Origin of the sequence: Candidatus Poriferisodalis sp., assembly GCF_965214215.1 — a bacterium.
Taxonomy (GTDB): domain Bacteria; phylum Actinomycetota; class Acidimicrobiia; order Acidimicrobiales; family Poriferisodalaceae; genus Poriferisodalis.
Window position 1 is genome coordinate 1745345 of record NZ_CBDCBD010000003.1, and the last position, 26139, is coordinate 1771483.

The following is a 26139-nucleotide window of genomic DNA, read 5'->3' on the forward strand; positions in this document are numbered from 1 at the left end:
GTCGCGCTTGGCGGACGCTGTGCGCTCTGCGGCCGGCGAGACGTCCCCAAGGCGGCCGAGCTCAGACACTCGAGCGTTCCCTCACGCGGATGCGGGGGTCGATCACGGTGTACAGCAGATCGGTCAGCAGGTTCGCTGCGATCACCATCACCGAGGACACCATCAGCACGCCGAGCAGCACCGAGGTGTCCCGTCGCAGAATCGAGTCGAAGGCCAGCCGCCCCAGACCCGGCCAGTTGAAGACGGTCTCGACGAGAAGCGCCCCCGACAGCAGCGCCCCAAACTGCAGGCCCACGACGGTCACGACGGGGATGACGGCGTTGCGCAGCGCATGCTTGTACACCACTCGGCGCTCGCCCAGCCCCTTCGCTCGCGCTGTGCGCACATAGTCGGACTCAAGCACTTCGAGCATGGACGCCCGAGACAAACGGCTGTATTGGGCCAAGTAGATGAGTCCGAGCGTGAGGGCAGGCAGCACCAGATGCTCGGCCACATCGATGGCGTTGCCGAACCAGCCCGACGCATAGCTCACGTCGTGCCAGCCCTGCACTGGCAGCAGCTTCCACGTGGATGCGAACAGGATCACCAGCATGATGCCGGTCCAGAACACCGGCATCGAGAAACCCACCAGCGCCAGCACGGTGGCACCGTGGCTGAGCGGGCTCTCGGGCCGGCGCGCGGTCGCCACACCGACCATCGTTCCTGCCGTCACTGCAAATGCCAGCGCTGTTCCGACCAGCAGCACGGTGGGCCACAGGCGTCCCGCGATCAGCGAGGAAACAGACTGGTTGAAGAAGTAGGACTGGCCGAGGTCGCCCGTGGCAACGCGGCCGATGTACGACGCAAGCTGCACCACGAACGGGCGATCCAGCCCGTACTGCGCCCGGATTTCGTCGAGCAGCTCGGGGTCTCCTGCGCCGCTCTCGCCCACGATCACCGTGGCCGGGTCGCCGGGCGTGAGGTGAATCAGCAGGAAGTTGAGACACATCACTGCCAGGATCAGCCCCACAGCCTGGGCGATCCTGGCAGCGATGGATCTCAGCATGACCTCACCGGGACTTCAGCACGTTGCTGAGCCGGGGTGCGTGCTCGTCGTGTGCGGTCTATTGGCTGAGCCAGACCTCATGCATCGGCGACATCATCCCCCAGATGTTGTCGGTGGGCGGGTGCTGAACACGCGGGTTGTGGGCCTGCCAGAACTGAGGAGTGGTCAAGAAGTAGATCGGCACGTCCTCCGCGACGATCTGCTGGAACTCGGCATACAGCTCGGCGCGGCGAGCAGGGTCGAGCTCCTGTCCGGCCTCGGTCAGGATCCGGTCGACGTCAGCGTTGGAATACCCGGTGTTGTTCGTCCAGATGGCACCGACCCGGTTGTCGCTGAGATACGTGCGGTGTACGCCGATGACGGGGTCGCCCCAGTTCCAGACGTTGTTGATGGTCATCTGATACTCGCCGCTCGCGACACGGCCGGCCCATGTCGGGAAATCGGGCGAGACGCTCAGCTCCACGTTGATGCCGATGTCCTCGAGCGCCTGCACGACGTACTCCGCGTACACCACCTGTGTGGGCGGGATGTAGTCGATGGTGAGGCTGAGCTCGCCCTCGGCGTAACCGGCGTCGGCAAGCAGTGCCTTCGCCCGGTCGACGTCGCGGTCGTAGGGGTTGACGGTGGAGTCGTGGAACGGGCTGGCCGTCACGATGCCCGACGTGGCGGGGATCGTCAGACCTTGGTCGAGCGCGTCGATCATGAAGTCGCGGTCGATTCCGTACGCGATTGCCTGGCGCACCCGCTTGTCCGACAGCGCCGGGTCGGCCACGTTCATCTCCAGCCACTGGATCTGCCCGATGGCCTCATGCCCGTCGGCGCTCACGATCACGTCCGGGTTGTCCATCAGACGCAGAACGTTGGCTGCCGGACCGAGCGTGACCGACAGGTCCGTCGTTCCGTTCTCGAGTCCGAGGACGATGTTGGTGGCATCGGGGATGATCTCCATCACGATCTCGTCGAGACAGGGCGCGCCGTCGATGAAGAAATCGTCGAAGCGCGCCATGCGGATGATGGAGCCGGCCTCGTACTCGACGAGCCGGAACGGTCCCGAGCCGATGAAGTTCTCGGTGTTGCGCGGGTGGGTCGGCAAGTCCTGGCCGTCGTCGAAGATGTGCTTGGGGATGACCGGGAGCAGGCCGGGCGACATCGCCAGCAGGATCGCCGGATGCGGCTGGCTCAGGTTGATCACCGCGGTGTGCGCATCAGGCGTGTCCACGCCTGTGACGGGTGCGAACATCGGCTTGAAGGGGTGGTGTGCCTGCGCGGTGAGGATCGAGAACGCCACGTCAGCCGACGTGATCGGCATGCCGTCGTGGAAGACGGCGTCCTCCACGAGATGCAGCGTCACCGTCAAGCCGTCATCTGAGATCTCCCAGCTGTGGGCGAGGTACGGCATCGGGTTGTACTCGTCGTCGTACAGCAGCGGGCTCGCATTGAGCTGCGTGCCGGGCACGGCGGTCGCATAGCCCGACTGCACGGTGCCGTTGAGGTGGCGCGGCACCTGCGTGCTGCCGATGATGAGCGTTCCGCCCACGTTCTCGCCGCCATTGCAGGCGCTCATGGCCATGTCGCCGTCATCTGACATGCCGTCGCCGTCGTCGGCCATGTCGTCAGACATGTCGTCGCCGTCGTCGTCGGCCATGTCGTCATCAGACATGTCGTCGCCGTCATCGGTGCCTGTGTCCGCAGCCGACGTCGTCGCAGGCGCTGCATCGTCGTCATCGTCGCTTCCGCACGCCGCGCCGACCAAGGCGAACACGGCGAGCACGGCGACGACCATTCGCCACTTCTTCATGAGTTGCTCCCTCTCACATACGCCCGCCCGCATATGAACAGGCTTCAATTCGGGCAGGACACCCGGAGCGTCGCGGTACGGTAGCGCAAACTGCCCCTCAGACAAACGGGGGACCGCCTGAACTGCGGCCTCCCGCGGGGAGGCAACAGGTGTGAGGTGCGTCACCGATGAAGATCCATTGGTTCCTGCCCACAGGCGGTGACTCACGTGACGTGCTGCCCGACGAGCCCGGCGCCCATTGGCGACCGCCCTCGATGGATTACCTCACACAAGTGGCGACAGCCTGCGACCAGCTCGGCTACGAGGGGATGCTGACGCCCTGCGGCACGATGTGCGAGGACGCTTGGCTGTCCACGATCGCCCTCGTGCCGGTGACGAAGCGCATCAAGTTTCTTGTTGCATTCCGACCAGGCTTCCTGTCGCCGACGCTGGCAGCGCAGATGGCCTCGACGTACCAGCGATTGTCGGGCGGTCGGCTGCTCATCAACATCGTGACCGGTGCCGAGCCCCGCGAGCTCAACCGCTTCGGCGACTGGCTCGACAAGGACACCCGCTACGCCCGGACCGGCGAGTTCCTGCGCATCGTTCGGGAAGCATGGTCGGGCGAGCCGTTTGACTTTGAAGGCGACTTCTACAAGGTGGCTGCCGCCACGACCCGCGATGCGCCCGATCCGCAGCCGGCGATCTACTTCGGCGGCGCCTCGCCAGCCGCCGAGAGCATCGCTGCAGAGCATGTCGACGTGTACCTGGCATGGGGCGAGCCTCCCGACATGGTGACTGAGCGGCTGGAACGTATGCGGGCGCGGGCCGCCGATCACGGCCGCACACTGCGCTTCGGCATCCGTTTCCACGTCATCACCCGGCCCGAGGCGGCCGACGCTTGGGCCGTGGCAGACGACATGTTGGCGCACATGAGCCCCGAGGCGATCGCCGCCGCCCAGGCCGACTTCGCGACGACGATGTCGGAGGGTCAGCGCCGCATGGCTCAGTTGCATGCCGAAGGCACCGGACGCCTCGAGATACATCCCAATGTGTGGTCCGGCATCGGTCTCGTCCGCGGTGGCGCCGGCACTGCGCTGGTCGGCAGCTACAGCGAAATCGCCGATCGCATAGCCGAATACCACAAGCTGGGATTCGACGAGTTCATCCTGTCCGGTTACCCCCACCTCGAAGAGGCGTACTGGTTCGGCGAGGGCGTCATGCCGATTCTGCGCGAACGCGGGCTGCTCGAACCGCTCGCACACGGCTCGCACGACGCCCTGGTCTCGTCGTTCCGCTGAGCTGAGCATGCGACCGAAATCGCGAGAAAGACTCAGCGCGTCGGACGGGCATCGGCCGCTGCGCCTGGGCCTGCTTCGCTGCGACGACCCAGTGCCGGAACTGCAGTCCATCTGCGGCACCTATTCGGACATGTTCGCCGACGTGATCGCCCGAGTCGACCCGAGCGTCCAGATGGACACCTTCAGCCTCCCCGACGGCGAATGGCCAAGCGACCTCGACGCCTTCGACGGCTGGATGACCACCGGAACCCGGGCCTCGGTCTACGACGACGAGTCCTGGATCAACCAGTTCGCCGACTTCGTGCGCCGGCTGCACGCCGAGCGTCGCAAGATGTTCGGCATCTGCTTTGGGCACCAGATGATCGCCCACGCACTCGGCGGCACGGTGCAGCGGGCACAGCACGGATGGACGGTCGGTGCACATGTCTGGAAACTCCACGAGCGCCGCCCCTGGATGGATCCGCCGTCCGACGAGATCAGTCTCATCCACAGCCACCAGGACCAGGTGCGGTCGTTGCCTCCGGGCGGTGTCGTGCTGGCCGGTGCGGATCGCTGCCCGATCGCCATGATGGCGGTGGGGGAACACCTCGTCGGCTTGCAGGGCCACCCAGAGTTCCAGCCCTCCTTCGTCGCCCCGCTGTACGAGAGCCGCACGGCGCTTCTCGGCGAGGAAGCTGTTGCGCAAGCCAAGGCCAGCCTGGCCACGCCGTGCAACCAAGAACTCGTCGCTGGATGGATGCTCCGCTTCTTCGCCGGCTCAGATTGAGGCTGCCGGATCGAGCGGGCTGAGACCCACCCCCGATCGGGGCTAGGTCGCGGGCATCCAATCGGGGCGGGTTGTCTCGTAGCCGTCGATCTCGCTCGCGCTGCGCATCGTGATACCGATGTCGTCGAGACCCTCGAGAAAGCGTTCCTGGGTGGCGTCGTCCATCGGAAAGGGCTCTTCGATGCCAGCAGCCGGTGCGCTGAGCAGGCGGCGTTCCACGTCGACGGTCACGATCAGATCCGGGTCGGCATCCACGGCGGCTCGCAGACGAGCAGCTGCCTCTTCGGACACCTGCACCGGCACCAAGCCGTTCTTGGTGGAGTTGTTGCGGAAGATGTCCCCGAATCGGGGCGAGACCACCGCCACGAAGCCGTAGTCCATGAGCGCCCAAACGGCGTGTTCGCGTGAGGACCCGGTGCCGAAGTTGGATCCCGCAACCAAGACCGTGGCGCCCGCGAAGCGCTCGTCGTTCAGCACGAAATCGCGCTCGTCGCGCCACTCGCTGAACAGGCCCTTGCCGAAGCCCGTGCGCTCGACGCGCTTGAGCCAGTCGCTGGGGATGATCTGGTCGGTGTCCACGTCGGAGCGGTCGAGGGGCACTGCACGGCCCTCGTGCACACGTACTGGCTCCATCGGCTGCTTCCCTTCTCTCGCTCAGCCGAGGTCGTCGGGCGTGACGAAGCGCCCGGCGATGGCTGTCGCTGCTGCCACCTCTGGCGAGCACAAGTGCGTCCGCCCGCCCCGGCCCTGGCGGCCTTCGAAGTTGCGGTTCGAGGTCGACGCTGAGCGCTCCCCGGCGGAGAGCTTGTCGGGGTTCATCGCCAGGCACATCGAGCAGCCCGGCTCACGCCAGTCGAAGCCGGCCTCGACGAACACTGCATCCAGTCCTTCTGCCTCAGCCTGCACCTTGACGGCGAAAGAACCCGGTACGACCAGCGTGCGAACCCCGTCCGCGACCTTGCGTCCGCGGGCCACCGCCGCTGCTGCGCGCAGGTCCTCGATGCGCGAATTGGTGCAGCTGCCGATGAAGACAGTGTCGACTTTGACGTCAGCGAGCCGTGTGCCTGCAGACAATCCCATGTACTCGAGCGCCCGTTGAGCAGTAGTCGCCTCGACCGGGTCCTCGAAGTCGCTCGGCGCTGGAACTGCGCCGTCGATCGGAATGACGTGGGCCGGGTTGGTGCCCCAGGTCACGTGTGGGCGCAGCGACGCGGCTTCGATGGTGACCGACCGGTCGAAGGTTGCGCCGTCATCGGTGACGAGCGACTGCCAGTCGGCAACGGCTGCGTCCCAGTCCTCACCGCTCGGCGCGCGCCGTCTGCCAGCGAGGTACTCGAAGGTGGTCTCGTCGGGCGCCACCATGCCGGCCTTGGCGCCCGCCTCGATGGACATGTTGCAGACGGTCATGCGTCCTTCCATCGACAGAGCCCGTATCGCGGACCCTCGGTATTCGATGATGTGGCCGATGCCCCCGCCGGTGCCGATCCGGCCGATGATCGCGAGCACGATGTCCTTCGCAGTAACGCCCGCCGGCGCATCGCCGTCGACGCGGACCTCCATCGTCGCAGGTCGGGTCTGCGGCAGCGTCTGGCTGGCCAGCACATGCTCCACCTCGGAGGTGCCGATGCCGAATGCGAGCGCGCCGAACGCACCGTGCGTGGAGGTGTGACTATCGCCGCACACCACCGTCATGCCAGGCAGGGTGAGGCCCTGCTCGGGGCCGATCACGTGCACGATGCCCTGGCCGGGATCGCCCATCGGGTACAGCGTGATGTCGAACTCGTCGCAGTTGGCTCGAAGCACCTGTACCTGCTTGGCCGAGATCGGGTCGGCGATGGGCAAATGCAGATCGGCGGTGGGGACGTTGTGATCCTCGGTCGCCACGGTCAGATCGGGGCGCCGCACAGTGCGCCCCGACAGGCGCAGGCCGTCGAAGGCCTGCGGCGAGGTGACCTCGTGGACGAGGTGCAAGTCGATGTAGAGGAGGTCGGGCTGGCCGCCGCCGGCGCGAACGATGTGGTTGTCCCAGACTTTTTCGCTGAGGGTTCGCGGCCCTGCCGCTGCGTCGTTGCTCGGCCTGTCGGCCGACGTCTTGTTGTCTGTCACGGCCTTCACTATGGACCTTGTGTGCCCGTCATTCCAACGCGACCGCAGAAATGGCAGCGGGCAGACCGCGGCCTCTCACGCCTCGATGGCGACGATTTCGATGCTCAACTCGTTGCCGTTGGCCTCGTAGGTAACCGTCTGACCCGCCCGGGCGCCGTCGAGGGCCCGGCCCATGGGCGAACCCGGCGACACGACTTCGATACCCGTGCGCCGTTCCTCGATCGAGCCGAACAAGTACTGCTCGACTCCGTCATCCCCCTCGAATCGAATGGACACCACGACACCCGGCGACACCGTGCTGTCGTCGAACTCCTCAACGATCTCGCAGTTCTCCAGGATGGACTTCAGCCGCATGATGCGGCCCTCCATCTTTCCCTGCTCTTCCTTGGCGGCGTGGTAGTCGCCGTTCTCTGACAGGTCTCCAAGCAGCCGCGCTGTCTCGATCTGGGCAGCGATGTCGATGCGCCCTCGACCGGTCAAATCGGTGAGCTCGGCCTGGAGCCGATCGCGGGTCTCCGCTGAGATGTGTTGGATCTCGGGCACTGCGCGAGGTTACCGAGGGCTTCTGTTGGCACACTCACTCCCGCAATCGCGTCTCGCTGATCTGAACACAGGTCAGCGCAGTGGCGTCGAGGGCATCCCGTGCCAGCACGATCCGGCAAAGGACACCACAGTGACCCATCGCATCGCAGTCATCGGCGGAGACGGAATCGGACCCGAGGTCATCTCGGTGGCACTCGATGTGATTGCCGCCGCCGGAGCCAGCATCTCGACGACCGAATTCGAGCTGGGCGGGCACCGCTACCTGCGCGACGGCACCGTGCTCGACGACGCAACCCTCGATGAGCTGCGCACGTTCGACGCCATCCTGCTCGGCGCCGTGGGCACGCCTGATGTGCCGCCCGGAGTCATCGAGCGCGGGCTGCTCTTGAAGGCCCGGTTTGAGCTGGACCTGTACGTGAACCTGCGCCCATTCACCCTTCCTGACGGCCATAGCTTCACGGTGATCCGCGAGAACACCGAGGGCGCCTATGCGGGCGAGGGCGGCTTCCTGCGCAAGGGCACGCCGCACGAGATCGCGACCCAAGGCTCGGTCAACACACGTATGGGCGCCGAGCGAGCCATCCGCTACGGATTCGAGTTGGCCCGCGACCGGGAACACCGTCACCTGACGCTGGTTCACAAGACCAACGTGCTGACGTTCTCAGGCGACCTGTGGGAGCGCACGTTCAACGAGGTCGCCGCCGAGTATCCCGACGTCGAGACCGCGTACAACCATGTCGACGCAGCCTGCATTCACTTCGTGGAGGATCCGCACCGCTACGAGGTGATCGTCACCGACAACCTGTTCGGAGACATCCTCACCGATCTCGGCGGCGCTGTAGCCGGCGGCATCGGGCTCGCCGCCTCAGCAAACCTCAACCCGGACCGCACGGGTCCGTCGCTGTTCGAGCCCGTCCACGGTTCGGCGCCCGACATCGCCGGCAAGGGTCTCGCCAACCCGACCGCTGCGGTCCTGTCCGCAGTGCTCATGCTGGAATTCTTGGGCGAGGCCGAATGCGCGGAGCGTGTTCGGCGTGCGTGCGACGCCGTGATCGCCGATGACGCCGTGCCCGATGTAGGCACCGACGAGATCGCCAAGGCGATCCTCGACGGGGTCTCTGAGGGGTGATCTCGTCATGAGTTCCACTGACAGCGGGGCTGCAAGTCCCGAATTTGGCTCGGCCCCGCCGCTCGTGCGCGTGGGCTCACGCGATCCTTCTTGGCCCAGCCACGTGGAGATCTTCGACACGACGCTGCGCGACGGTGTCCAGTTCGAGGGCATCTCGGTTTCTCCAGACGACAAGCTGAAGGTGGCCCGCCAGCTCGACGCACTAGGCATCCACTGGATCGAGGGGGGTTGGCCGGGTTCCAATCCCAAGGACGAGGCATTCTTCGCCCGGGCGACCACCGAACTCGAGCTGGCGCATGCGACCCTGGTTGCGTTCGGCTCGACGCGCCGGCCCCGTGGGCGTGTCGACGATGACCAGACGCTGGCTTCGCTCGTGGCCGCTGGCACATCAACGGTGTGCATCGTCGGCAAGTCGTGGGACTACCACGTCACCGAAGCGCTCCGGCAGCCGCTCAGCGAGGGCATCGCGATGGTCGGCGACTCGGTTGAGTTCCTCAAGGGGGAGGGGCTGCGGGTCTTCTTCGACGCGGAGCACTTCTTCGACGGCTACAAGCGCAATCCTGAGTTCGCGCTGTCGGTGCTCGAGGCAGCGGCGGTGAAGGGTGCCGACTGCCTGGTGCTGTGCGACACCAACGGGGGCTCGCTGCCCCACGAGGTCGAGGCCATCGTGCGCGACGTGGTGGCGCACTTCGACGGCGTCCAGATCGGCATGCACACCCAGAATGACACCGGCTGCGCCGTGGCGAACGCAGTGGCAGGTGTGGTCGCCGGTGCGACGCACGTGCAGGGAACGGTGAACGGATACGGCGAGCGCACCGGCAATTGCGACAACACCGTGCTCGTGCCGAATCTCACGCTCAAGATGGGCATCGAGACCGTGCCGCGCGAGTGCCTGACCCGCTTCACCTCGGTCGCGCATCACGTGGCCGAACTGGTGAACATGCCGCCCCAGCATCAGCAGCCCTACGTCGGGGCATCGGCATTCGCCCACAAGGCGGGTCTGCACACGAGCGCCATTGCTCGCCGCCCCGACAGCTACGAGCACATCGACCCCGAAGCCGTCGGGAACAGCACGAGGTTTCTGCTCGGGGACCTGTCGGGCAGAGCGTCGGTGGAGCTGAAGGCTGCCGAGCTCGGCATCGAGATCGACAAGGCTGCGATGTCCGACGTCGTCGACGAGCTCAAGCGACTCGAGCACGCCGGCTATCACTTCGAGGTCGCCGACGCCTCGTTGGAAATGCTGCTGCGCCGCGCTGCGGGCCAGACGTTCGACTTTTTCAGGGTGGAGTCGTTCAAGGTGCTCGTCGAGCGGGGCCGCGAGGCCGAATTCGACACCGAGGCAACGCTGCGCATCGTGGTGGGCGGAGAGCGTCGGGTCACCGTCGGCGAGGGCGACGGCCCGGTCAACGCGCTCGACAACGCCTTCCGCCAAGCGGTGCGAAACGATTACCCCGATCTCGACTCGGTGCGCCTGACCGACTACAAGGTGCGGGTCCTCGACGCCGATCGAGGCACCGAAGCGGTGACGCGAGTGCTCATCGATTCGACCGACGGTGAGACGACGTGGACCACCATCGGCGTCTCGGAGAACATCATCGAGGCTTCGTGGCTGGCTCTGCGCGACTCGATCATCTACGCCCTCATGCGCCACCGTCTCGACGAGGCGGCGAACGGCTGAGCGACCCGACAGCAGGTGACCCACGCGGTCGCCGCAGCCGGCACTTCCTAGACTGCGCGGCAATGGCTGCGCCACGCCACGTCCGGGTCGAACCCCTCGCGGAAGTCCGTTCGTACAGCTCGCCGGAAGTGACCCCCCGGCACTGGAACGCTGCACGCCCAGGCGACCTAGCCGCTGGCCAGCCCACGGGGGCGTCGCGAGGCCATCAAGGTCCCGACCAGGGATACGCATTCGGCCTGGTCCACCTCTTCGACGATCGGGTGTACCTCGCTTCGGGCGAGGATCGACGCGACGTCGACGCCGGCTGTGTCGCAGTGGCGCTCAAGCGCGCCTCCATCTTCGGCCGTGCACCAGTGGTGTGGGACCTCGAAGCGGGATACTTGGCCTTCGGGTTCCTCGACCAGCAACCTCCCGCGGAGCTGCTGACGCGCCGTGAAGAGCTCTTCGAGGGTGCTGCAGATGCACATCACTACAACCACGTGCGCGAGCTTGTCGCCTGTGTGCCCGCAGACGTGCTTGCGCTGACGCCAGCGGAGTCACGACGTCGCTACGAGACAGATCCACTTAGCTTGACGCGAGATCCGCAGGGTTGAGCGCAGGGTTTCCGAGAGCACTCGATACGCCGGCAACGGCGACGAAACCAACACCGATTGAGATTCAGATGGCCCAGATGACTGATACCCAGACCACCGCTCCGCCGACCCGTTTGGAGACGCCGAACCAGGCCGACCGTGAACTCTTGCGACTGCATCGCAGGGCGTGCACCGACTTCGCCGCGCGGATGCGGCTGCCGGCATGGGAGCACATGGCGATGCCGCTGGCGCCGCCGCTGGGCGACTACACCGTGGCCGACCTGCTGGCGCGCGCAGCAAACGGCAATCTCGCAGCTGCAGCCCAGATGAGCGGTCAGCCGGTGCCGCCGCCGGTCCAAGTCTCGACTCCCGCGGCCGGATTCGGATTGGGACTGGGCGCCCGTCCAGACGAACGTCCCGACCCCACCCAGCCGATCGTCGAGAGCGTCCGAACGGTGCTCGCGATTGCCGCGAGCCTCGATGCCGGTGCCGGGTTCAGCCCGCGGCTGCGCGACTTGCTCTGGACGCGAGTCACCGAGCTCACCGTTCTGGGATACGACCTGCAGCAGGCCATCAGTGCCGGCACCGGGCTGGACGAACTGCTGGTGGATCGGATTCTCGTGGCAGCCCCCGCAGTGCCGGTCTGGCCGGGTCTCGATGCGCTTCAGGTCGACGTGTCGACGCCGCCGTTGCAGCGACTGCTCGCGATGGCCGGCAGGCCCGTAGGTCGCTGGGTCGACGCGAGCGATCCAAATTGCAGTACCGGACAGTGCTGAGCGGCGCCTCGAGCGCTTACGACGTACCGCCGCAGCATTCTCATGAGTGATTCGTCCAGGAGTGTTTCGGCGCCACCGCACATTCGTTTGCGGTTCGCACCCGCCCCCACCGGGTTGCCGCATCTGGGCACGGCTCGCACAGCGCTGTTCAACTGGCTCTATGCCCGCCACTGCGGCGGCGAGCTGGTGCTGCGCATCGAAGACACCAACGCCGAACTCGCGACGGCTGCTCACATCGACCAGATCCTCGAGATGCTCGAATGGCTCGGCCTCGACTTCGATGGCGAGCCGGTCTTACAGAGCCGACGCAGTGCGCTCTATGACGCGGCCGTCCAGCGCTGGCTCGACAACGGCCAGGCGTATCTCGACGACGGCGCGGTCCGGTTCGCCGTCCCCGATGACGGGGTCACAGCCTTCGACGACATCGTGCGTGGCCGCGTCGAATTCCCGAACGCCTCCATCGAGGACTTCGTCGTCCGCCGCAGCGACGGCAGCGCGACGTTCTTCGTCGCCAACGCCGTCGACGATCTCGACTTGGGCATCACTCATGTCGTGCGAGGCGAGGACCTGCTGAACACGACGCCCAAAGTGCTGTTGCTGCGCGCCGCGCTGGGCGCGACCGAGGCGCCGGCCTTTGCCCACCTGCCGCTCATCGTCAACAAGCAGCGAAAGAAGCTCTCCAAGCGACGCGACGATGTGTCGCTCACCAGTTACCGCGATCAGGGCGTGCTTTCGGCCGCAATGGTGAACTACCTCGCTTTGCTGGGCTGGGGACCGCCCGACGGCACGGAGGTGCGGCCACTCGCCGAGATCGTGGAGCTGTTCGATCTTGCCGATGTGAACGCGGCACCGGCCATGTTCGACACGGACAAGCTCACCGCGATCAACGGTGACTACCTGCGTGCGCTCGACGACGCCGACTTCGCAGTTGCGATCCAGCCGTGGGTCAGCGCACAGCCGTGGGGCACCCATCTCGACTCGGCGGCGTTACGCGATGTCGCCCCCCTGATCAAAGAACGCACACGTCTGCTGTCGGACGCTCCCGATCGCATCGCGTTTCTCTTCGCTGAGCCCGAGATCGATCCCGACGACTGGGACGCAACCATGGTCCCGCCCGCACGCGACATCCTCGACCGAGCCAGCTCCAACTTCGCCGGGACGGAATGGAACGCCGATTCTCTGCACGCCTCGTTGCGAGAGATCGGCGAGGAATTCGGCCTGAAGCTGGGAAAGGCGCAAGCACCGGTACGCGTTGCGGTCACGGGCCGCCGGGTGGGTCCCCCGCTGTTCGAATCGTTGGTCCTGCTCGGCCGCGACGCCACGCTCGCGCGTCTCGCTGTGGCCCAGGCCAGGCTCGCTCGCTGAGTCGAAACACCCAATATTCCCGGGCTGCGCGATTGGCCGCGCCGCTAGCCTGTGTGCGCTTTCGGGGATGGTGTAATAGGCAACACAACTGGTTCTGGTCCAGTCATTGGGGGTTCGAGTCCTCCTCCCCGAACCAGGCCGCCGGGGCGTCGTCGCCACGAGTAGCGCGCTCGACGCCGCACTCAAACATCAACGTTGCAGGCGTGGTTGGACCGATTTGCACCAAACGCGTTTCTGTGACCTAACATCACCCGCTGGCTCGGCCCACATGGGGCTCCCCACGGAACCTCACGAATACGAGCCGACCTGATAACTTGCCTGCGGCCGGTCTCCCGACCGGCTCGGACCGGAGGGGGTTCAGCGCGTGGCGTTGCTCGAAGTCCAAGACATCTCCGTGCAGTTCGGCGGCATCCGCGCGCTCGACGATTTGTCCTTTTCTCTGGATGAAGGACAGATCCTCGGACTCATCGGACCGAACGGCGCGGGCAAGACCACCCTGTTCAACGTGGTCAGCCGGATCTACGACCCGACCACCGGTTCGGTGACGTTCGACGGCCACGATCTGCTCTCCATGCCTGCGCACCGGATCAGTCGCGTCGGCGTGTACCGGACGTTCCAGAACCTGGCGCTTTGGCGCGGCATGAGCGTCCTCGAGAACGTCATGGTGGGCGACCACACCAACACCAAGGCGAACTTCTTCACCGGCGCGTTCCGTATCGGCACCCGCCGTGAAGAAAACGACCTTCGTCGCCGCGCCTGGGAGGCGCTCGAAGAACTCGGCCTGGAGGAACACGCCTACCACCCCGCAGCCGGGCTGCCCTTCGGCACGCTCAAGCGAATCGAGCTGGCCCGGGCGCTGATCTCCAACCCGCGCCTGATCATGCTCGACGAGCCGGCGTCGGGCCTGACGCACCAAGAGGTCGACTCGCTCGCCCAGGACGTGAAAGACATCCGCGACCGGCACAACCTGTCGGTCCTGCTTGTGGAGCACCACATGCGTATGGTGCTCAACATCAGCGAGCACCTTGTCGTGCTCAACTTCGGCCGCAAGATCGCTGACGGTCACCCCGATGTCGTGCGCAACGACCCGGAGGTCATCGAGGCGTACCTGGGGAGTTCTTCATGACCGAGATGATGCTGAAGGTCACCGACCTCCACGCCCGTTACGGCGCGGTAGAGGTTCTACGCGGCCTCGACTTCGAAGTACCCGATGGCAACGTCGTGGTGATTCTCGGTGCCAACGGCGCCGGCAAGACCACGACGCTGCGGGCGCTGTGCAACATGTGCACGACGACCGGCACGGTCATGATGGAGGGCGACGACATCTCCCGTGCCAAGACGGCCGACATCGTGAGGCGCGGCGTCGCCCATGTGCCTCAGGGCCGTGGCACATTTCCCGAGCTCTCGGTAATGGACAATCTCAGGATCGGCGCCTACACCCGCAAGGACAATGAGGTCAACGCGGATGTCGACCGCTGGTTCGAGATCTTCCCTCGGCTCGAGGAGCGCCGCGGCCAGCTCGCCGGCTCGCTCTCGGGCGGTGAGCAGCAGATGCTCGCTGTCGCCCGGGCGCTGATGTGCAGGCCCAAGCTGCTGTTGCTTGACGAGCCCTCCCTGGGCTTGGCGCCGCTCATCATCGAAGACCTCTTCGAGCGCTTCGCCCAACTCAACAAGGAGACCGGGTTGACGCTGTTGCTCGTCGAGCAGAACGCCAACCTGGCGCTGGACATGGCCGACTACGGGTACGTGATCGAGAGCGGCGAGATCGCTCTGCACGGACCCGCCGAACAGCTCAAGAGCGATCCTGCAGTGCAGGAAGCGTACTTGGGCGCTTGATTCGTAGGTACGGGGGCAGACCGTGAACTGGAACTTCGAGATCCTCCCGGATTTCATTTTCAACGGCCTACGCGACGGTGCCGTATATGCCGCCGCCGCATTGGCGTTGGTGCTGATCTTCAAGGCCACGACGCTGATCAACTTCGCCACTGGCGAGTTGGCGATGCTCGGTGCGTTCTTCGTGTACGTGCTCAACATCGAGCAGGGCCTCTGGCTCTGGCTCTCGATTGTCATAGCGATGGCCATCAGTGCCGCCATCGGCGCGGCCGTCGAACGAGCGCTTGTGAGACCGTTCGACCCAGCGGACCACCTACCGGTCGTGCTCATCACCTTGGGCTTGTTCTTGATCATTAACGCCGTCGCGGGCGACATCTGGAACTACCAGGTCCGGCGGGTGAATGACCCCTTCGGCCAGTTCCCGAGCTGGGTGCCCAATGGCAGCGAACTCAAGACGTCCAGCGAAGGCACGATTGTCTGCTTGACGAATTCCGAGGGCCAGCTCGCCGAGGTCGCACCTGGGACTTCCGGCGCTGAGATGTGCGAGATGGTGGGCCGGACCTTCTTTGAGGTCATCGGGGCCCGCCTCCACTACCGCACGATCGGCACGTGGATCGCACTCGCCCTCGCGCTGATTGCACTTGCGATCATCCTGGGCAAGACGAAGGCGGGCCTGGCTTTCCGAGCAGTGTCCTCCAATACCGAGTCAGCCCGGCTGGTCGGTGTCAACACCGGCCGCACACTGGGGTTCGGCTGGGCACTGGCCTCTGTGTTCGGCACGCTGTCGGCCGCCTTGGTGGCACCGGCTCTGGGCGGTGTCAATCCCAACATGATGCTGACCATCCTGATCTACGCCCTGGCAGGAGCCGCCCTCGGCGGCCTCGACAGCCTCGGCGGCGCGGTCATCGGCGGGCTGGTTGTCGGACTCGTCAAGTCGGTCCTGGTCTCATGGTTCGGCGTGGTCGTGCTCGGCCAGGCCTATTTCTCGATCTTGCAGCTGGCGATGGCATTCCTGCTGATCCTGATCGTGCTGTTGTTCCGTCCAGCGGGTCTCTTCGGAACCCGCCGTATCGAGCGCGTCTAGCTCAACGACCCAAGGGGAGTTGCTGAGGTATGAGTTCACCACTGCTCATCGTTTCTAAGGGCAGCACACAGCACCGCCAATGGCAGTTCTTGAGCTGGGGCTACGCCCTGGCGCTGGCGGTCCTGGTGCCATTGGTCCTGCAGCCGTTCGAGATCGGCAAGATGAACCGCGCGCTGGTGCTGATGGTGGCCGTGCTCGCGGTCAACTTGGTCGTCGGCTTCAACGGCATGCTCGCGCTCGGGCACTCGGCGTTCATGGGCATAGGCGCATTCGTCGCTGCCTCGATGGTCCAGGACGAACTCTGGGACTTCTGGATGGTCATTCCGCTGGTCGTGATCGTCGGATTCGCCATCGGGATCATCGTCGGACTGCCCGCGCTACGTGTGCGAGGTCTCTACCTAGCGTTGGTCACCATCGCCCAGGCGGCGGTGTTCCCGACGCTGGTGAATATCGACGAGCTGGGCATCGCGCGTCGCACCGGCGGCCCGAATGGCCGAGACGTCATCGAGGAGGTCGATCGACAGGAAAGCGGCTTCTCCAGCTTCTTTGAGTGGCTGCCCGGCGTCGATGGCGCACGTGGTGCCAATGCGTACCGCTACTGGATTCTGCTCGTGATGACAGCGATCGTCATCGCACTAGTCCGCAACATCATGCGAAGCCGGCCCGGCAGGGCGGTTCTGGCAATCCGCGACAGCGAGGCAGGTGCCGCTGTCTACGGCGTGAACCTGCCGATGTACAAGACCGTGAACTTCGCCCTGAGCGCCTCGCTGGGTTCGCTGGCGGGCCTCATGTGGTGCATGGACAAGGGCTTCGTGGCCGGACAGGACTTCACCTTCTTGCTTGCTGTCGACCTGATCATCGGTTTGGTGATCGGCGGTGTCGGCACCCTCCAAGGATCAATTTTCGGCGGATTGTTCGTCGTGTGGGTACGAGATCTCACGAAGAGAATCTCCATCCCGCTGGGCTTCTACACCCTTGACGGCGACGGCCCGCTATCGGCCGCGATCTTCGGCCTCATCCTCATTCTGTTCACCTTCTTCGCTCCGGGCGGCATCACGTCGATGGTCACCGCCATACAGAAGAGGATCATCCAGGTGGTCCCGCTCACGCCGGCGGGCGACCCGATCACGCCGCTTGCAGACCTCGACCCCGGACCTTCGTCGACTCGAGCAACCTGGGCGTTGCGCTTCGCCGTTGCAGGCCCGGTGCTACTGATCATTGGCTGGGTTCTGATGAACATCGACAGCCTCCTCGTCGGCACGCTCGCTTTCGTGCTTCGCTTCGTCATCGTGGTGCTCGCGCCCGTCATCATCTTCGTAGCGATGAACGAGCTCCGAGCAGTCAAAGCCGGATTGCGCGGCGAGAACGCCGACGCGGTGAGCTCCCAGGCCAAGACGGCTGGGGTGCTGGGAGTGCTCAGCTTCGCTTACATCCAGGCGTTCGCGCTGAACCTTGCTCTGCGGGCGCACCATGTCGGTCACCTTGCCCGCGAATCGGTGGCGGTGAATCCGGACGGGAAGACGATCCCCGCCATCCCCATGGTCAGCGAGGCCGCGAAATCGAAAGACTTCTCGGGCTCTGCAGGCGAATTCTGCGAGACCTCGCCGACAGGCGAGATCAGCGACATGTCGGTCGCCGAGCTGTGCGATGTCGCGTCGGATGCGATCGATGCCTCCGAGACGCCGGTGGGCTTCTGGCTCATTGGCTGGCCGACTCAGAGTGTGCTCTCGATGGTGCTGAGCGTCATCGTCATCGTTGCGACGATCGTCATCGGCCTGCGCTACTTCGTCTTCGCCGACGAGAAGACCGAAACCGCTCCCGCGCCAGCACCTGAAGAAGTCGACGCTTCTTCGTAGTCGTAAAGCGACGCTGAGCCTCCCGCCTCTGCCGGGGCGCTGAGGCTCAGCGGACGCAGTTGAGAGGGAGCGCGGATAGGTGTACCGCCCCGCCGAGCGGCCGCTGGTTTCCCGCTCTTGTTCGCTGCGCTCACGGGCCGCTCGGGCCACGGCTTCGCCTGCCGGCTCGGCCTCTCGAGTCTGAACAGCTGATATGGACTCAGTTCTGCTGCTGCAGCGAATCTTCGACGCCCTGTTCAACAGCGCGATCTACTCTTCGCTGGCGCTGGCGCTGGTCATCATCTTTCGGTCCACCGGATTGCTGAACTTCGCTCAAGGCGAAATGGCAACGTTTTCTGCCTATATCGCGTTCGTGCTGCTCGCTGGAGCAGCGCCTGGCGTCACCGGCGGGGGGCTTGCGTCGTGGTTCGGGGCGCCGTTGGTGACACCGCTGGCGATCGGCGGATCGGTTGTCGTGGGCATCGCCGCTGGCGCTGCCACAGAGCGCGTGCTGATCCGCCCATTGCGAGACGCGCCCGAACTAGCGCTCGTGAACGTAACGATCGGCATTCTGCTGGCGTTGAATTCTTTGATGGCGCAATGGTGGGGAACCGGACCGCGAGTATTCCCGCCGATCTTTCCCTCGGATCCCGGCGACAACTTCGCCATCGCCGGCGCCCGCCTGCGCTTTTCCACGGTGGGAGCGTGGCTCGTGCTGTTCGCGCTTCTCGCGGTGCTGGCCCTGCTGTTGCGCTACACGAAGACCGGTCTCGCTTTCCGAGCAGTTTCGATTGACTCGGAGTCGGCCGCGCTGAATGGCATCCGTGTCGGCCCGACGCTGATGTACGGCTGGGCCCTTGCCGCAGGCCTGGGAGCGATCGCTGCGAACATGAGTGCAAATTCGGTGCTCCTCGAACCGACGATGATGGTTCGGGTGTTGGTGTACGCCTTCGCAGCAGCGACGCTCGGCGGATTGGACTCGCCGAAGGGCGCGCTCGTCGGCGGCGTGATCATCGGCTTGAGCCAGACGCTCATCCCTGCGTATGTGCCCTTCATCGGCTTCGAGCTCAGTGTTTTGCCCGCGCTGGTCGCGATGGTGGTGGTGCTCATCGTGCGCCCAGCCGGGCTGTTCGGCACTCAGCGGATCGAGCGAGTGTGAACGACGACGCTTGGCCGCCGCCGATACCGCGCCGCGACGCCGACGCGTCGGGCGCAGACACAGATTCCTCGGCGCACTTCGCCTCAAGCGCCGATGCTGAGACATCGGGCCCTGAGCCGACTGGGGCAGGGTTCGAGGTGCTGCCGCGTCCGGGTTCGGTGGCCACCGCGCCTGACGCTTCGGCCCCAGATGCGGCCGCTGCGGCAATGCTGGGGCGGGCGGGCGATTCGCCAGCGTTCGGCCATCGGGGGACTCGACGCATCAGCCCGCTCAGCTGGATCGGCGCGGCGCTGCTGGGCGTATGGCTGGTGGTGATGCCGTTCACCAGCACGGTGACCGAGCTGCGTCAGAACACCCAGATCGTGGTGATGGTCCTGGCGGTGTTGGGCGTGAACATCGCCACCGGCTACGGCGGCATGATCAGCCTGGGCCACGGTGTCTTCGTGGCGGTCGGCGCGTTCGCGGCCGCCTACGCAGTCGACGACTTGCGGTTGCCATGGGTGCTCTCCATCGTGGCGGGCGCCGCCTTCGCGGGCGTCATCGGCGCGCTGGTCGGCCTGCCGGCGCTTCGGATCAAGGGCATACACCTTGCGCTGGTGACGCTCGGTCTGGCCATCGCGTTCCAGCCGCTCGCCAAGCGATTTCCCGCCTTCTCCGGCGGCGTCAGCGGCAGGGCGGTCGGCGCCGAGCTGGTGCCGCCGTCGTGGTTCGGCACCAGCCGCTGGGCCGAGGGGCTGTACCGCTACTTGATCTGCTTGGCCGCAGTAGCGCTGGCGATGTGGCTGACGCACAACATCATCAACAGCCGTCCGGGTCGAGCCATGCGCTCGGTGCGCGACAATGACACGGCTGCGGCGGTTTACGGGGTCAAGCTGGTGTCCTCCCGGGTGAGCACGTTCGCCCTGAGCGCATCGCTGGCGGGCCTCGCCGGCGCTCTCGGCATCATCCTGGTGCCGTTCACTTCGCAGGAGTCGTACCCGTTCTCGGAGTCGTTGGTCCTGTACGCGACTGCTGTGCTCGGCGGGCTGGGCTCGCTGTGGGGCTCGGTGCTGGGCGTCGCGATCCGTGAGGTCTTCTCCTGGCTCGGCGAGCTCGTCAACGGCGTCAGCGGACTCGGCCCGCTCAGCGAATTCTTGAGTTTGCTCGACGACGAGCAATTCGTGTTCGGCGTGCTGCTGGTGGTGCTGACGTTTGTGTTTCCCCGCGGTCTCATAGGGATGTTCAGGCGTCGGCAACCGAGCAGTCCGCCGGCGCCCGAGCAGAATCGAACGTCCGCTTGAAATCGTCGCCGAATTGACACACCGCTCGGCGGCACGGCCGAAGGCAGGCGAAGTAGCGTCGCCTCAGTCGCTGGTCCGCATGAGTCATGAGGAACCGGCGTTTCGTATTTCACTGACAGGGAGTCAAGACATGACCAAGCGTCGAATGTGGCGTTTGCTGGCTGTGCTGTTCGCGTTCTCGCTCGTTGCTGCTGCATGCGGCGGCGACGACGATGACGAGGGCGGCGCCAGCGAGACAGAGACCGAGACCACCGCAGCGTCGACAGGCGACGACGCGACGGACGACGACGGGGAGATGATGGAAGAGGAAGAGGAGCAGTCCTCGCTGGGCGGCGCCGCTTCCGAGGAGGACATCGAGGCAGCAGTCTCCGGTGAAGACGACGACGGCGACTCGGATGACGACGGGGGGATGATGGAAGAGGACGAGATGATGTTCGATCGCTCCACCCTCCAGGGCATCTTCGACGAGGCCGCCGCGCGCCGCGATAAGACCGCTGCCGAGCTGACCGAAAAGATCGAGTCCGGCGAGTACGGCGTCGGCGACGACGGCATCCTGCGCGGCCCTGCAGGCTTCGAGATCGACATGAACGCGTGCCCCGACGACTGGTCGAACACGACGGGCATCACCGACTCGCAGGTCCGCATCGGCCACACCACTGCGCAGTCGGGCAACCTCGCTGCCTACGGCAACATCGCCTACGGCTGGGAGAACTACTTCGATTGGCTGAACGAGAACGACCCGATCATGGTCGGCGGCGCTCCCCGCGAGCTGACGCTGATTATCAAGGACGACGCCTATGTCGCTGCCCAGACGATCGAGTTCGTGGACGAGCTGATCGAGGCGGAGAACGTGTTCTCGATCCTCACGCTGGGCTCGCCGAACACCTTGGCGGTGTACGACAAGCTCAATGAGGAATGCATCCCTCAGCCGTTCGTGATGACCGGCCACCCCGCCTGGGGCGACCCGGTCAACCACCCGTGGACCACCGGCATGCAGATGTCGTACTCGACCGAGTCGATTCTGTGGGGCGCGTGGATCAAGGAGAACCTGTCTGACCTGCTGCCCGTCAAGGTTGCCGGTCTGGTGATGGACAACGACTTCGGTCTGGCTTACGAGCTCGGTTTCCACGAGTGGGCCGAGGCCAACCCCGACGTGGTGAGCGAGTACCTGCCGGTACGTCACGACCCGGCTGCACCCACGCTGACCAACGAGATGACCACGGTCGCTGCGTTCGAGCCTGATGTGTTCATCTCGATGACGGCGGGCAACCCGTGCTTGCTGGCCATTCAGGAAGCCGGCCAGAGCGGCCTGTACGACGACATCAATGCCAAGGGCGGCGCGCTCTTCACGCCGTCGGTGTGCAAGGGCATCGAGGCCTACATGAAGCCGGCCGGCGATTTCGCCCACAACTGGTGGATCGTCGGCGGGGGTTCGAAGGACACCACCGACCCGAAGCATGTCGATGAGCCGTTCATCAAGTTCGTCAACGACAACCTTGAAGCTGCTGAATTGGATCCGTCGGTGTCGCTGTACGGCATCGGCTACACGTTCGGCTATCCCTACGGGGAGGCACTGCGCGTCGCTGCTGAGCTGCCGGGCGGATTGAACCGCACCAACTTCATCCTCGCGGTCCGCGCTATCGACATCTACAGCCCGCTGCATCTCGACGGCATCAGCGCCCAGCTCAACGGGTCCGCCGATGGCTACTTCATCGAGGGCTCGGACTTCAGCTTGTTCGACGCCGACGCCCAGACGTGGGACATCATCGGTGAGATCGTGGACGTCAACGGCCTTTCCTCGAACTGTGCTTGGGACAAGGACAACGGCGGCTGCCGCTAGGCAACCCCCACTAGGGACCTGACGCTCTTGCGTCCAGTTCCCTAGCTGACGAAGCAGTCAACGCAGAGGGCCGGCGGGCTGATGCCCGTCGGCCCTTTCGCGTCGTTGACCTGACTGACACCGCACCGCAGCAGCGACGCATCAGTGAGCTGTCGCGGACTTCCATCTGAGACGCAGCTAGTCTGAGTTCGACAGGAGGCTCGAAATGTCAAACCAATCAGACAGTCCGACCAAGGACGAAACTGACAATGCAGCCGAAGGCGTCGATGAGGAACTCAGCACCGAGGCGCTGAACCAGATCAGCGCCGCAGGCAAATCAAGCGCGCCGGCATCGTCGCACACCTATCACAACGCGTATAGCGGATCGTCTTCGAACAAGTCGTAGCTCGCCGAGGGCTGGACGGCGTTGACTGGTAGCCGTCGAGCCAGTTCCTGCTACTCGATGCCGAGCGGGTGCCCGGCACGCCATGCGCGTCAGCTGCCGTCGACGATGGCCTTGACGCCATCTACGACGCGCTGCATGTTGGCTCGCAGGGTCTCCCGGCGCCGGTTCAACACCCGCTGCTCCTTGGCAGGATCCCGCAGAGCCATCGGCACCGTGCCGTTGTTCTCCTGCCCGATGAGCATCGAGAATCGCAGACGGCTGCCGCCGCCCTGCTCGGCGAGATCGAAACGCCAGACCGCGCCAGGGTTGTCGGTGTCGGTGACCCGCCACTCGAAAGCCGAGCGTTCCTCCCATGCCGTGACGATGCAGTCGGTCTCCCAGTCGAAGACATCGGGTATGGAGTTACGGCCTTTGAAGGTCGAGCCGACGTCTGGTGGGCCGTCGGAGGTCCATTCGGCACCAAGGAATTCCTCGGAGAACTGGGCGGGCATGTTGATGTCGGAGATGACCTCCCAGACGGCCCGGGGCCGGGCGTCGGTGTCGATCTCGGCCACGACGCCCTGGCCGTCGGCGACACGGGCGGTGCCGTCTTCGCTCGGCCGCTGGCGCGTGAAGCCCCACTGGTCGAAGTAGGTGACCTCGCTGGCCGGCCTGCGGGGTGCGGGCGAGAACTCGGTGCCCTTGGTGTAGGCCACCGGGAAGCACACCAGCGTCGTCAGGCCCGGTGGCATGCCGAGCAGTTCGGCCACCTCGTCGGACTTGTTGTTGAGCATCGTCGCGTAGGCAGTGCCGAGCCCGCGGGAGCGCAGCGCCAGGTTGAAGCTCCACGCGGAGGGGATGGCGCTGTCGAACAGTCCCGGCCGGCCGCTGTCGTCGTGGATGCCCCAGATTGCCAGCATCACGAGCGCTGGCGCCTTCGCATAGTTCTCGACGAGGTACGCGCTGGAACTGACGATGTGCTCCTTGGGGTGGCCTGTTCCGTCGAGGCGGCCGCGTGCGTTGATGAAGATCGTGCCGACTTCGGCATAGAGCTCGCCGAGCCGGTCCTTGAGTTCCTGGTCGCGGATCACCACCCAGCGACGGCTCGCATCGTTGCCGCCTGTAGGTGCCTGCTCCGCGAGGTCGATGCACTCGAAGATGGTCTCGTCGCTGACCCAGCGGTCGAAATCGAGCCGCTTGCGCACGGCTCGGGTGGTGGTGAGTAGGCGGTCCACTTGATCGAGGTCGAAGCCGGCCTCTGAGATGCGTCCTTCTGAATCTCGATTTGACATGGCGGTACGTTAGGTCGCAGCGGGCCAGCGATGCCTGCCCGGATCGCGCCGGTGCAGGGTGCCTCGGAAGGCTCGTGACGGGGAGAGCGCAGTGCAGTTGACTGACGAGCAGCAACAGATTCGTGACGTCGCGCGGAGCTTCGCTCAGCGCGAGATCGCCCCCTTCGCGGCCGAGTGGGACCGTGCTGGGGCAGCGCCTCGCGAGCTGTACGCCAAGATGGCCGACGTCGGTCTGATGGGGGTGATGGTCGATCCCTGCTGGGGCGGCTCTGGCGCCGATTTCGTGTCGTACGCACTGGCCATCGAGGAGATCTCTGCTGCGGACGGCGGGATCAGCAACATGATGGCGGCCAACAACTCGCCGGTTGCTGTGGCGATCGAGCAGTCCGGCACCGATCAGCAGCGGCGCGACTATCTCACCAAGCTCACCAGCGGCGAGTGGCTGGGCTGCATCCACCTCACCGAGCCACACACCGGCTCGGACGCGGCGGCCATTCGCACCCGAGCCGAGCGGGACGGAGACGAGTACGTGCTGAACGGACACAAAGCCTTCATCACGGCGGGTTCCAGCGCGGACGTGGCGATGATCGTGGCGGTGACGGACTCGGGCGCTGGCAAGCGGGGGATGACGACGTTCATCACGCCGACCGACAATCCCGGCTACCGCGTGATCGCCGAGGAGAGCAAGCTCGGCCACCGCACGAATGACACCTGCCAGGTGGTGTTCGAAGACATGCGGGTGCCGTCCAGCGATGTGCTCGGCGAGATCGGTCGGGGCCTCGGCATCGCGTTGGGGAACCTGTCGCTCGGGCGCATCGGCGTGGCCGCCCAAGCCACCGGCGGCGCACGTGCGGCACTGAAGGCAGCTCACGCCTACGCCCAGGAGCGCGAGACCTTCGGCCGCCCCATCGTCGAACACCAAGCGGTCTCATTCACGCTTGCCGAGATGGCCACCCAGATCGAGGCAGCCCGCCAGCTCTACCTGCACGCTGCCCAGATGCGAGACCAGGGCCTTGAGTGCGCTCGGGAGGCGTCGATGGCCAAGCTGTTCGCCTCGGAGATGGCCGAGCGGGTGGCGTCGAAGGCCATCCAGATCCACGGCGGCTACGGCTACCTCGACGACTACCCCGTCGAGAAGATCTACCGCGATGTGCGTGTGTATCAGATCTACGAAGGCACCTCAGAGGTGCAGAAGATGCTGATCGGCCGGATGCTCGACGGCGTTGACTGGTAGCAGCCGAGTGGGAGCAGTCGAGCCAGTTCCTGCTACTCGACGCCGAGCGGGCGGCCGGCTCGCCAGGCCTCGGCCACATCGCACATGCGGGTGTAGCTCACGCCGAGGTCGGTCATCTGTTCGATCCAGCGCTCCATCTCGTACAGGCGCCCGCCTCGGCCGATGGCCTGGGGGTGGAACGTGACCGTGCACACGCCGTGCTCTACCTCGTTCACCATCCACTTCACATCCGAGAGAAACGTGTCGAACATGGTCCCGGGGTTTTCGAGACCGGTCAGGATCGTGTTCTTGAAGGTGACGAACTCGAGGTGCACGTAGTCGTCGAGGTGCCAGCTGAACGGCAGCTCGACGAGGTCGACGTTGGGGCCAAACTCCATCGGGCCGTCGGTTGGGAACCGGTCTCCGGTGCGCAGCCAGTAGGGCGCGTAGTCGTGGCCCATGAGCGATGAGTCGTAGCTGAGGCCGTATTCGAGCAGCAGGTCGATCGTCCACGGATTGATGTCGCCCGAGGGGGCGCGGTAGCCCTTGGGCGGGGCGCCGGTGAGGGTTTCGATCTGCGCGAACGTCCGCTCGAGAATGGCGCGCTCCTCGTCTTCGCTGAGGCGGGGGTTGTACTCGTGGGCGTACCCGTGCAGGCCCACCTCGCAGCCGGCGTCGACGACCATCCGAGCGGCCTCGGGATAGGTGTCGATGGAATGGCCCGGAATGAAGAAGGTGCTCGGGATGTCGTGCTTCGCCAGCAGCTTCAGAATCCGCGGCACGGCGACAGCGCCGAACTCGCCGCGCGAGATCGGCGACGGCGTGGTCTGGCGGCGGGCTATCCACAACGACGGGCCGTCGAAGTCGAACGTCAGGCAGACATAGCCCGCTGGGTTGTCGGGTATGGCACCGTTGCTCGCACCGTTGTCCATCGTGGTTCCCCCTGTTGTGCCGCCGCCTCGGCGGCCCTTCACAGGCGCCGTTCTAGTCCAACGGGCCTGACCATGAGGATTAGGTGCCGCGCTGGTAGGTGCGCCCGCGGTGGAGGCGGCAGAACCCTCTGCTCCCGCGATCCAGCAGGTCGCAACGTCGCAGAGTCTCCTGCCGCCTCCACCGCTATGGCATCTGCGCCTACCGGCTCGAGTACTGCGCCCAAAGGTGAAGCGGGGGTCTGACATAGG

Annotated in this window: 23 protein-coding genes and 1 tRNA gene; 17 read left to right on the plus strand and 7 right to left on the minus strand. The window is 65.4% G+C overall.

Annotation, left to right across the window (positions count from 1 at the left end; genetic code table 11):
* Positions 1 to 61: 61 nt before the first annotated feature.
* Both ACOOF5_RS10290 and ACOOF5_RS10295 read right to left on the minus strand, forming a co-directional pair.
* A complete protein-coding gene (locus tag ACOOF5_RS10290) occupies positions 62 to 1045 on the minus strand; it encodes an ABC transporter permease (protein WP_420438804.1) in 984 nt (327 codons plus the stop codon).
* A gap of 58 nt (positions 1046 to 1103) precedes the next feature.
* On the minus strand, positions 1104 to 2843 hold the full coding sequence (locus ACOOF5_RS10295) for an ABC transporter substrate-binding protein (RefSeq protein WP_420438806.1): 1740 nt from the start codon (positions 2841 to 2843) through the stop codon (positions 1104 to 1106).
* A 167-nt stretch (positions 2844 to 3010) separates the two neighbouring features.
* Here ACOOF5_RS10295 and ACOOF5_RS10300 point away from each other — a divergent pair, with 167 nt between their 5' ends.
* Together ACOOF5_RS10300 and ACOOF5_RS10305 are read left to right on the plus strand one after the other, a co-directional pair.
* Complete coding sequence (locus ACOOF5_RS10300; RefSeq protein ID WP_420438808.1) at positions 3011 to 4123, plus strand: LLM class flavin-dependent oxidoreductase; 1113 nt, start codon at positions 3011 to 3013, stop codon at positions 4121 to 4123.
* 7 nt (positions 4124 to 4130) lie between these two features.
* Positions 4131 to 4889 (plus strand): glutamine amidotransferase-related protein, encoded by a 759-nt coding sequence (locus ACOOF5_RS10305; protein WP_420438810.1) that lies wholly within the window; start codon positions 4131 to 4133, stop codon positions 4887 to 4889.
* 42 nt (positions 4890 to 4931) lie between these two features.
* Here the strand turns inward: ACOOF5_RS10305 and leuD are convergent, their stop codons facing one another.
* The 3 genes from leuD to ACOOF5_RS10320 all read right to left on the minus strand — a co-directional run bounded on the left by leuD (position 4932) and on the right by ACOOF5_RS10320 (position 7538).
* The gene (leuD, locus tag ACOOF5_RS10310; protein ID WP_420438812.1) at positions 4932 to 5522 is read right to left on the minus strand and encodes a 3-isopropylmalate dehydratase small subunit; all 591 of its coding nucleotides are present in this window, start codon (positions 5520 to 5522) and stop codon (positions 4932 to 4934) included.
* 21 nt (positions 5523 to 5543) lie between these two features.
* Entirely contained in the window at positions 5544 to 6995 is a 1452-nt protein-coding gene (gene leuC, locus ACOOF5_RS10315; protein WP_420440947.1) for a 3-isopropylmalate dehydratase large subunit, read from the minus strand.
* Between the two features lie 75 nt (positions 6996 to 7070).
* A complete protein-coding gene (locus ACOOF5_RS10320) occupies positions 7071 to 7538 on the minus strand; it encodes a GreA/GreB family elongation factor (protein ID WP_420438814.1) in 468 nt (155 codons plus the stop codon).
* 130 nt (positions 7539 to 7668) lie between these two features.
* Between ACOOF5_RS10320 and ACOOF5_RS10325 the strand changes: the two genes are divergently transcribed.
* The 14 genes from ACOOF5_RS10325 (at position 7669) to ACOOF5_RS10390 (ending at position 22474) form a co-directional block, all read left to right on the plus strand.
* Positions 7669 to 8667 (plus strand): 3-isopropylmalate dehydrogenase, encoded by a 999-nt coding sequence (locus ACOOF5_RS10325; RefSeq protein WP_420438816.1) that lies wholly within the window; start codon positions 7669 to 7671, stop codon positions 8665 to 8667.
* Positions 8668 to 8674: 7 nt separating this feature from the next.
* The gene (cimA, locus tag ACOOF5_RS10330) at positions 8675 to 10345 is read left to right on the plus strand and encodes a citramalate synthase (RefSeq protein ID WP_420438818.1); all 1671 of its coding nucleotides are present in this window, start codon (positions 8675 to 8677) and stop codon (positions 10343 to 10345) included.
* Between the two features lie 62 nt (positions 10346 to 10407).
* Positions 10408 to 10938, plus strand: coding sequence for a hypothetical protein (locus ACOOF5_RS10335; protein WP_420438820.1), 531 nt, complete (start codon positions 10408 to 10410; stop codon positions 10936 to 10938).
* Positions 10939 to 11015: 77 nt separating this feature from the next.
* A complete protein-coding gene (locus tag ACOOF5_RS10340; RefSeq protein ID WP_420438822.1) occupies positions 11016 to 11693 on the plus strand; it encodes a hypothetical protein in 678 nt (225 codons plus the stop codon).
* A 42-nt stretch (positions 11694 to 11735) separates the two neighbouring features.
* Complete coding sequence (locus tag ACOOF5_RS10345) at positions 11736 to 13058, plus strand: glutamate--tRNA ligase (protein ID WP_420438824.1); 1323 nt, start codon at positions 11736 to 11738, stop codon at positions 13056 to 13058.
* A gap of 61 nt (positions 13059 to 13119) precedes the next feature.
* A tRNA-Gln gene (locus ACOOF5_RS10350) sits at positions 13120 to 13194 on the plus strand.
* A 228-nt stretch (positions 13195 to 13422) separates the two neighbouring features.
* Positions 13423 to 14184 (plus strand): ABC transporter ATP-binding protein, encoded by a 762-nt coding sequence (locus ACOOF5_RS10355; RefSeq protein ID WP_420438826.1) that lies wholly within the window; start codon positions 13423 to 13425, stop codon positions 14182 to 14184.
* Positions 14181 to 14894 (plus strand): ABC transporter ATP-binding protein, encoded by a 714-nt coding sequence (locus ACOOF5_RS10360; RefSeq protein WP_420438828.1) that lies wholly within the window; start codon positions 14181 to 14183, stop codon positions 14892 to 14894. The genes ACOOF5_RS10355 and ACOOF5_RS10360 overlap by 4 nt, the downstream gene beginning before the upstream one ends.
* Before the next feature lie 22 nt (positions 14895 to 14916).
* On the plus strand, positions 14917 to 15975 hold the full coding sequence (locus ACOOF5_RS10365) for a branched-chain amino acid ABC transporter permease (RefSeq protein ID WP_420438830.1): 1059 nt from the start codon (positions 14917 to 14919) through the stop codon (positions 15973 to 15975).
* 29 nt (positions 15976 to 16004) lie between these two features.
* Positions 16005 to 17831, plus strand: coding sequence for a branched-chain amino acid ABC transporter permease (locus ACOOF5_RS10370; RefSeq protein WP_420438832.1), 1827 nt, complete (start codon positions 16005 to 16007; stop codon positions 17829 to 17831).
* 193 nt (positions 17832 to 18024) lie between these two features.
* The gene (locus tag ACOOF5_RS10375; RefSeq protein WP_420438834.1) at positions 18025 to 18969 is read left to right on the plus strand and encodes a branched-chain amino acid ABC transporter permease; all 945 of its coding nucleotides are present in this window, start codon (positions 18025 to 18027) and stop codon (positions 18967 to 18969) included.
* Entirely contained in the window at positions 18966 to 20249 is a 1284-nt protein-coding gene (locus ACOOF5_RS10380; protein WP_420438836.1) for a branched-chain amino acid ABC transporter permease, read from the plus strand. Before ACOOF5_RS10375 ends, ACOOF5_RS10380 begins: the two co-directional genes overlap by 4 nt.
* Positions 20250 to 20379: 130 nt before the next feature.
* On the plus strand, positions 20380 to 22089 hold the full coding sequence (locus ACOOF5_RS10385) for an ABC transporter substrate-binding protein (RefSeq protein ID WP_420438838.1): 1710 nt from the start codon (positions 20380 to 20382) through the stop codon (positions 22087 to 22089).
* A 205-nt stretch (positions 22090 to 22294) separates the two neighbouring features.
* Entirely contained in the window at positions 22295 to 22474 is a 180-nt protein-coding gene (locus tag ACOOF5_RS10390; RefSeq protein WP_420438840.1) for a hypothetical protein, read from the plus strand.
* Positions 22475 to 22563: 89 nt separating this feature from the next.
* Here the strand turns inward: ACOOF5_RS10390 and ACOOF5_RS10395 are convergent, their stop codons facing one another.
* Complete coding sequence (locus tag ACOOF5_RS10395; RefSeq protein ID WP_420438842.1) at positions 22564 to 23745, minus strand: nitroreductase family protein; 1182 nt, start codon at positions 23743 to 23745, stop codon at positions 22564 to 22566.
* 91 nt (positions 23746 to 23836) lie between these two features.
* On the opposite strand from ACOOF5_RS10395, the gene ACOOF5_RS10400 reads away from it, so the two are divergent.
* On the plus strand, positions 23837 to 24979 hold the full coding sequence (locus tag ACOOF5_RS10400) for an acyl-CoA dehydrogenase family protein (RefSeq protein ID WP_420438844.1): 1143 nt from the start codon (positions 23837 to 23839) through the stop codon (positions 24977 to 24979).
* Positions 24980 to 25011: 32 nt separating this feature from the next.
* On the opposite strand, the gene ACOOF5_RS10405 is transcribed toward ACOOF5_RS10400, so the two are convergent.
* A complete protein-coding gene (locus tag ACOOF5_RS10405) occupies positions 25012 to 25932 on the minus strand; it encodes a polysaccharide deacetylase family protein (protein ID WP_420438846.1) in 921 nt (306 codons plus the stop codon).
* Positions 25933 to 26139 lie beyond the last annotated feature (207 nt).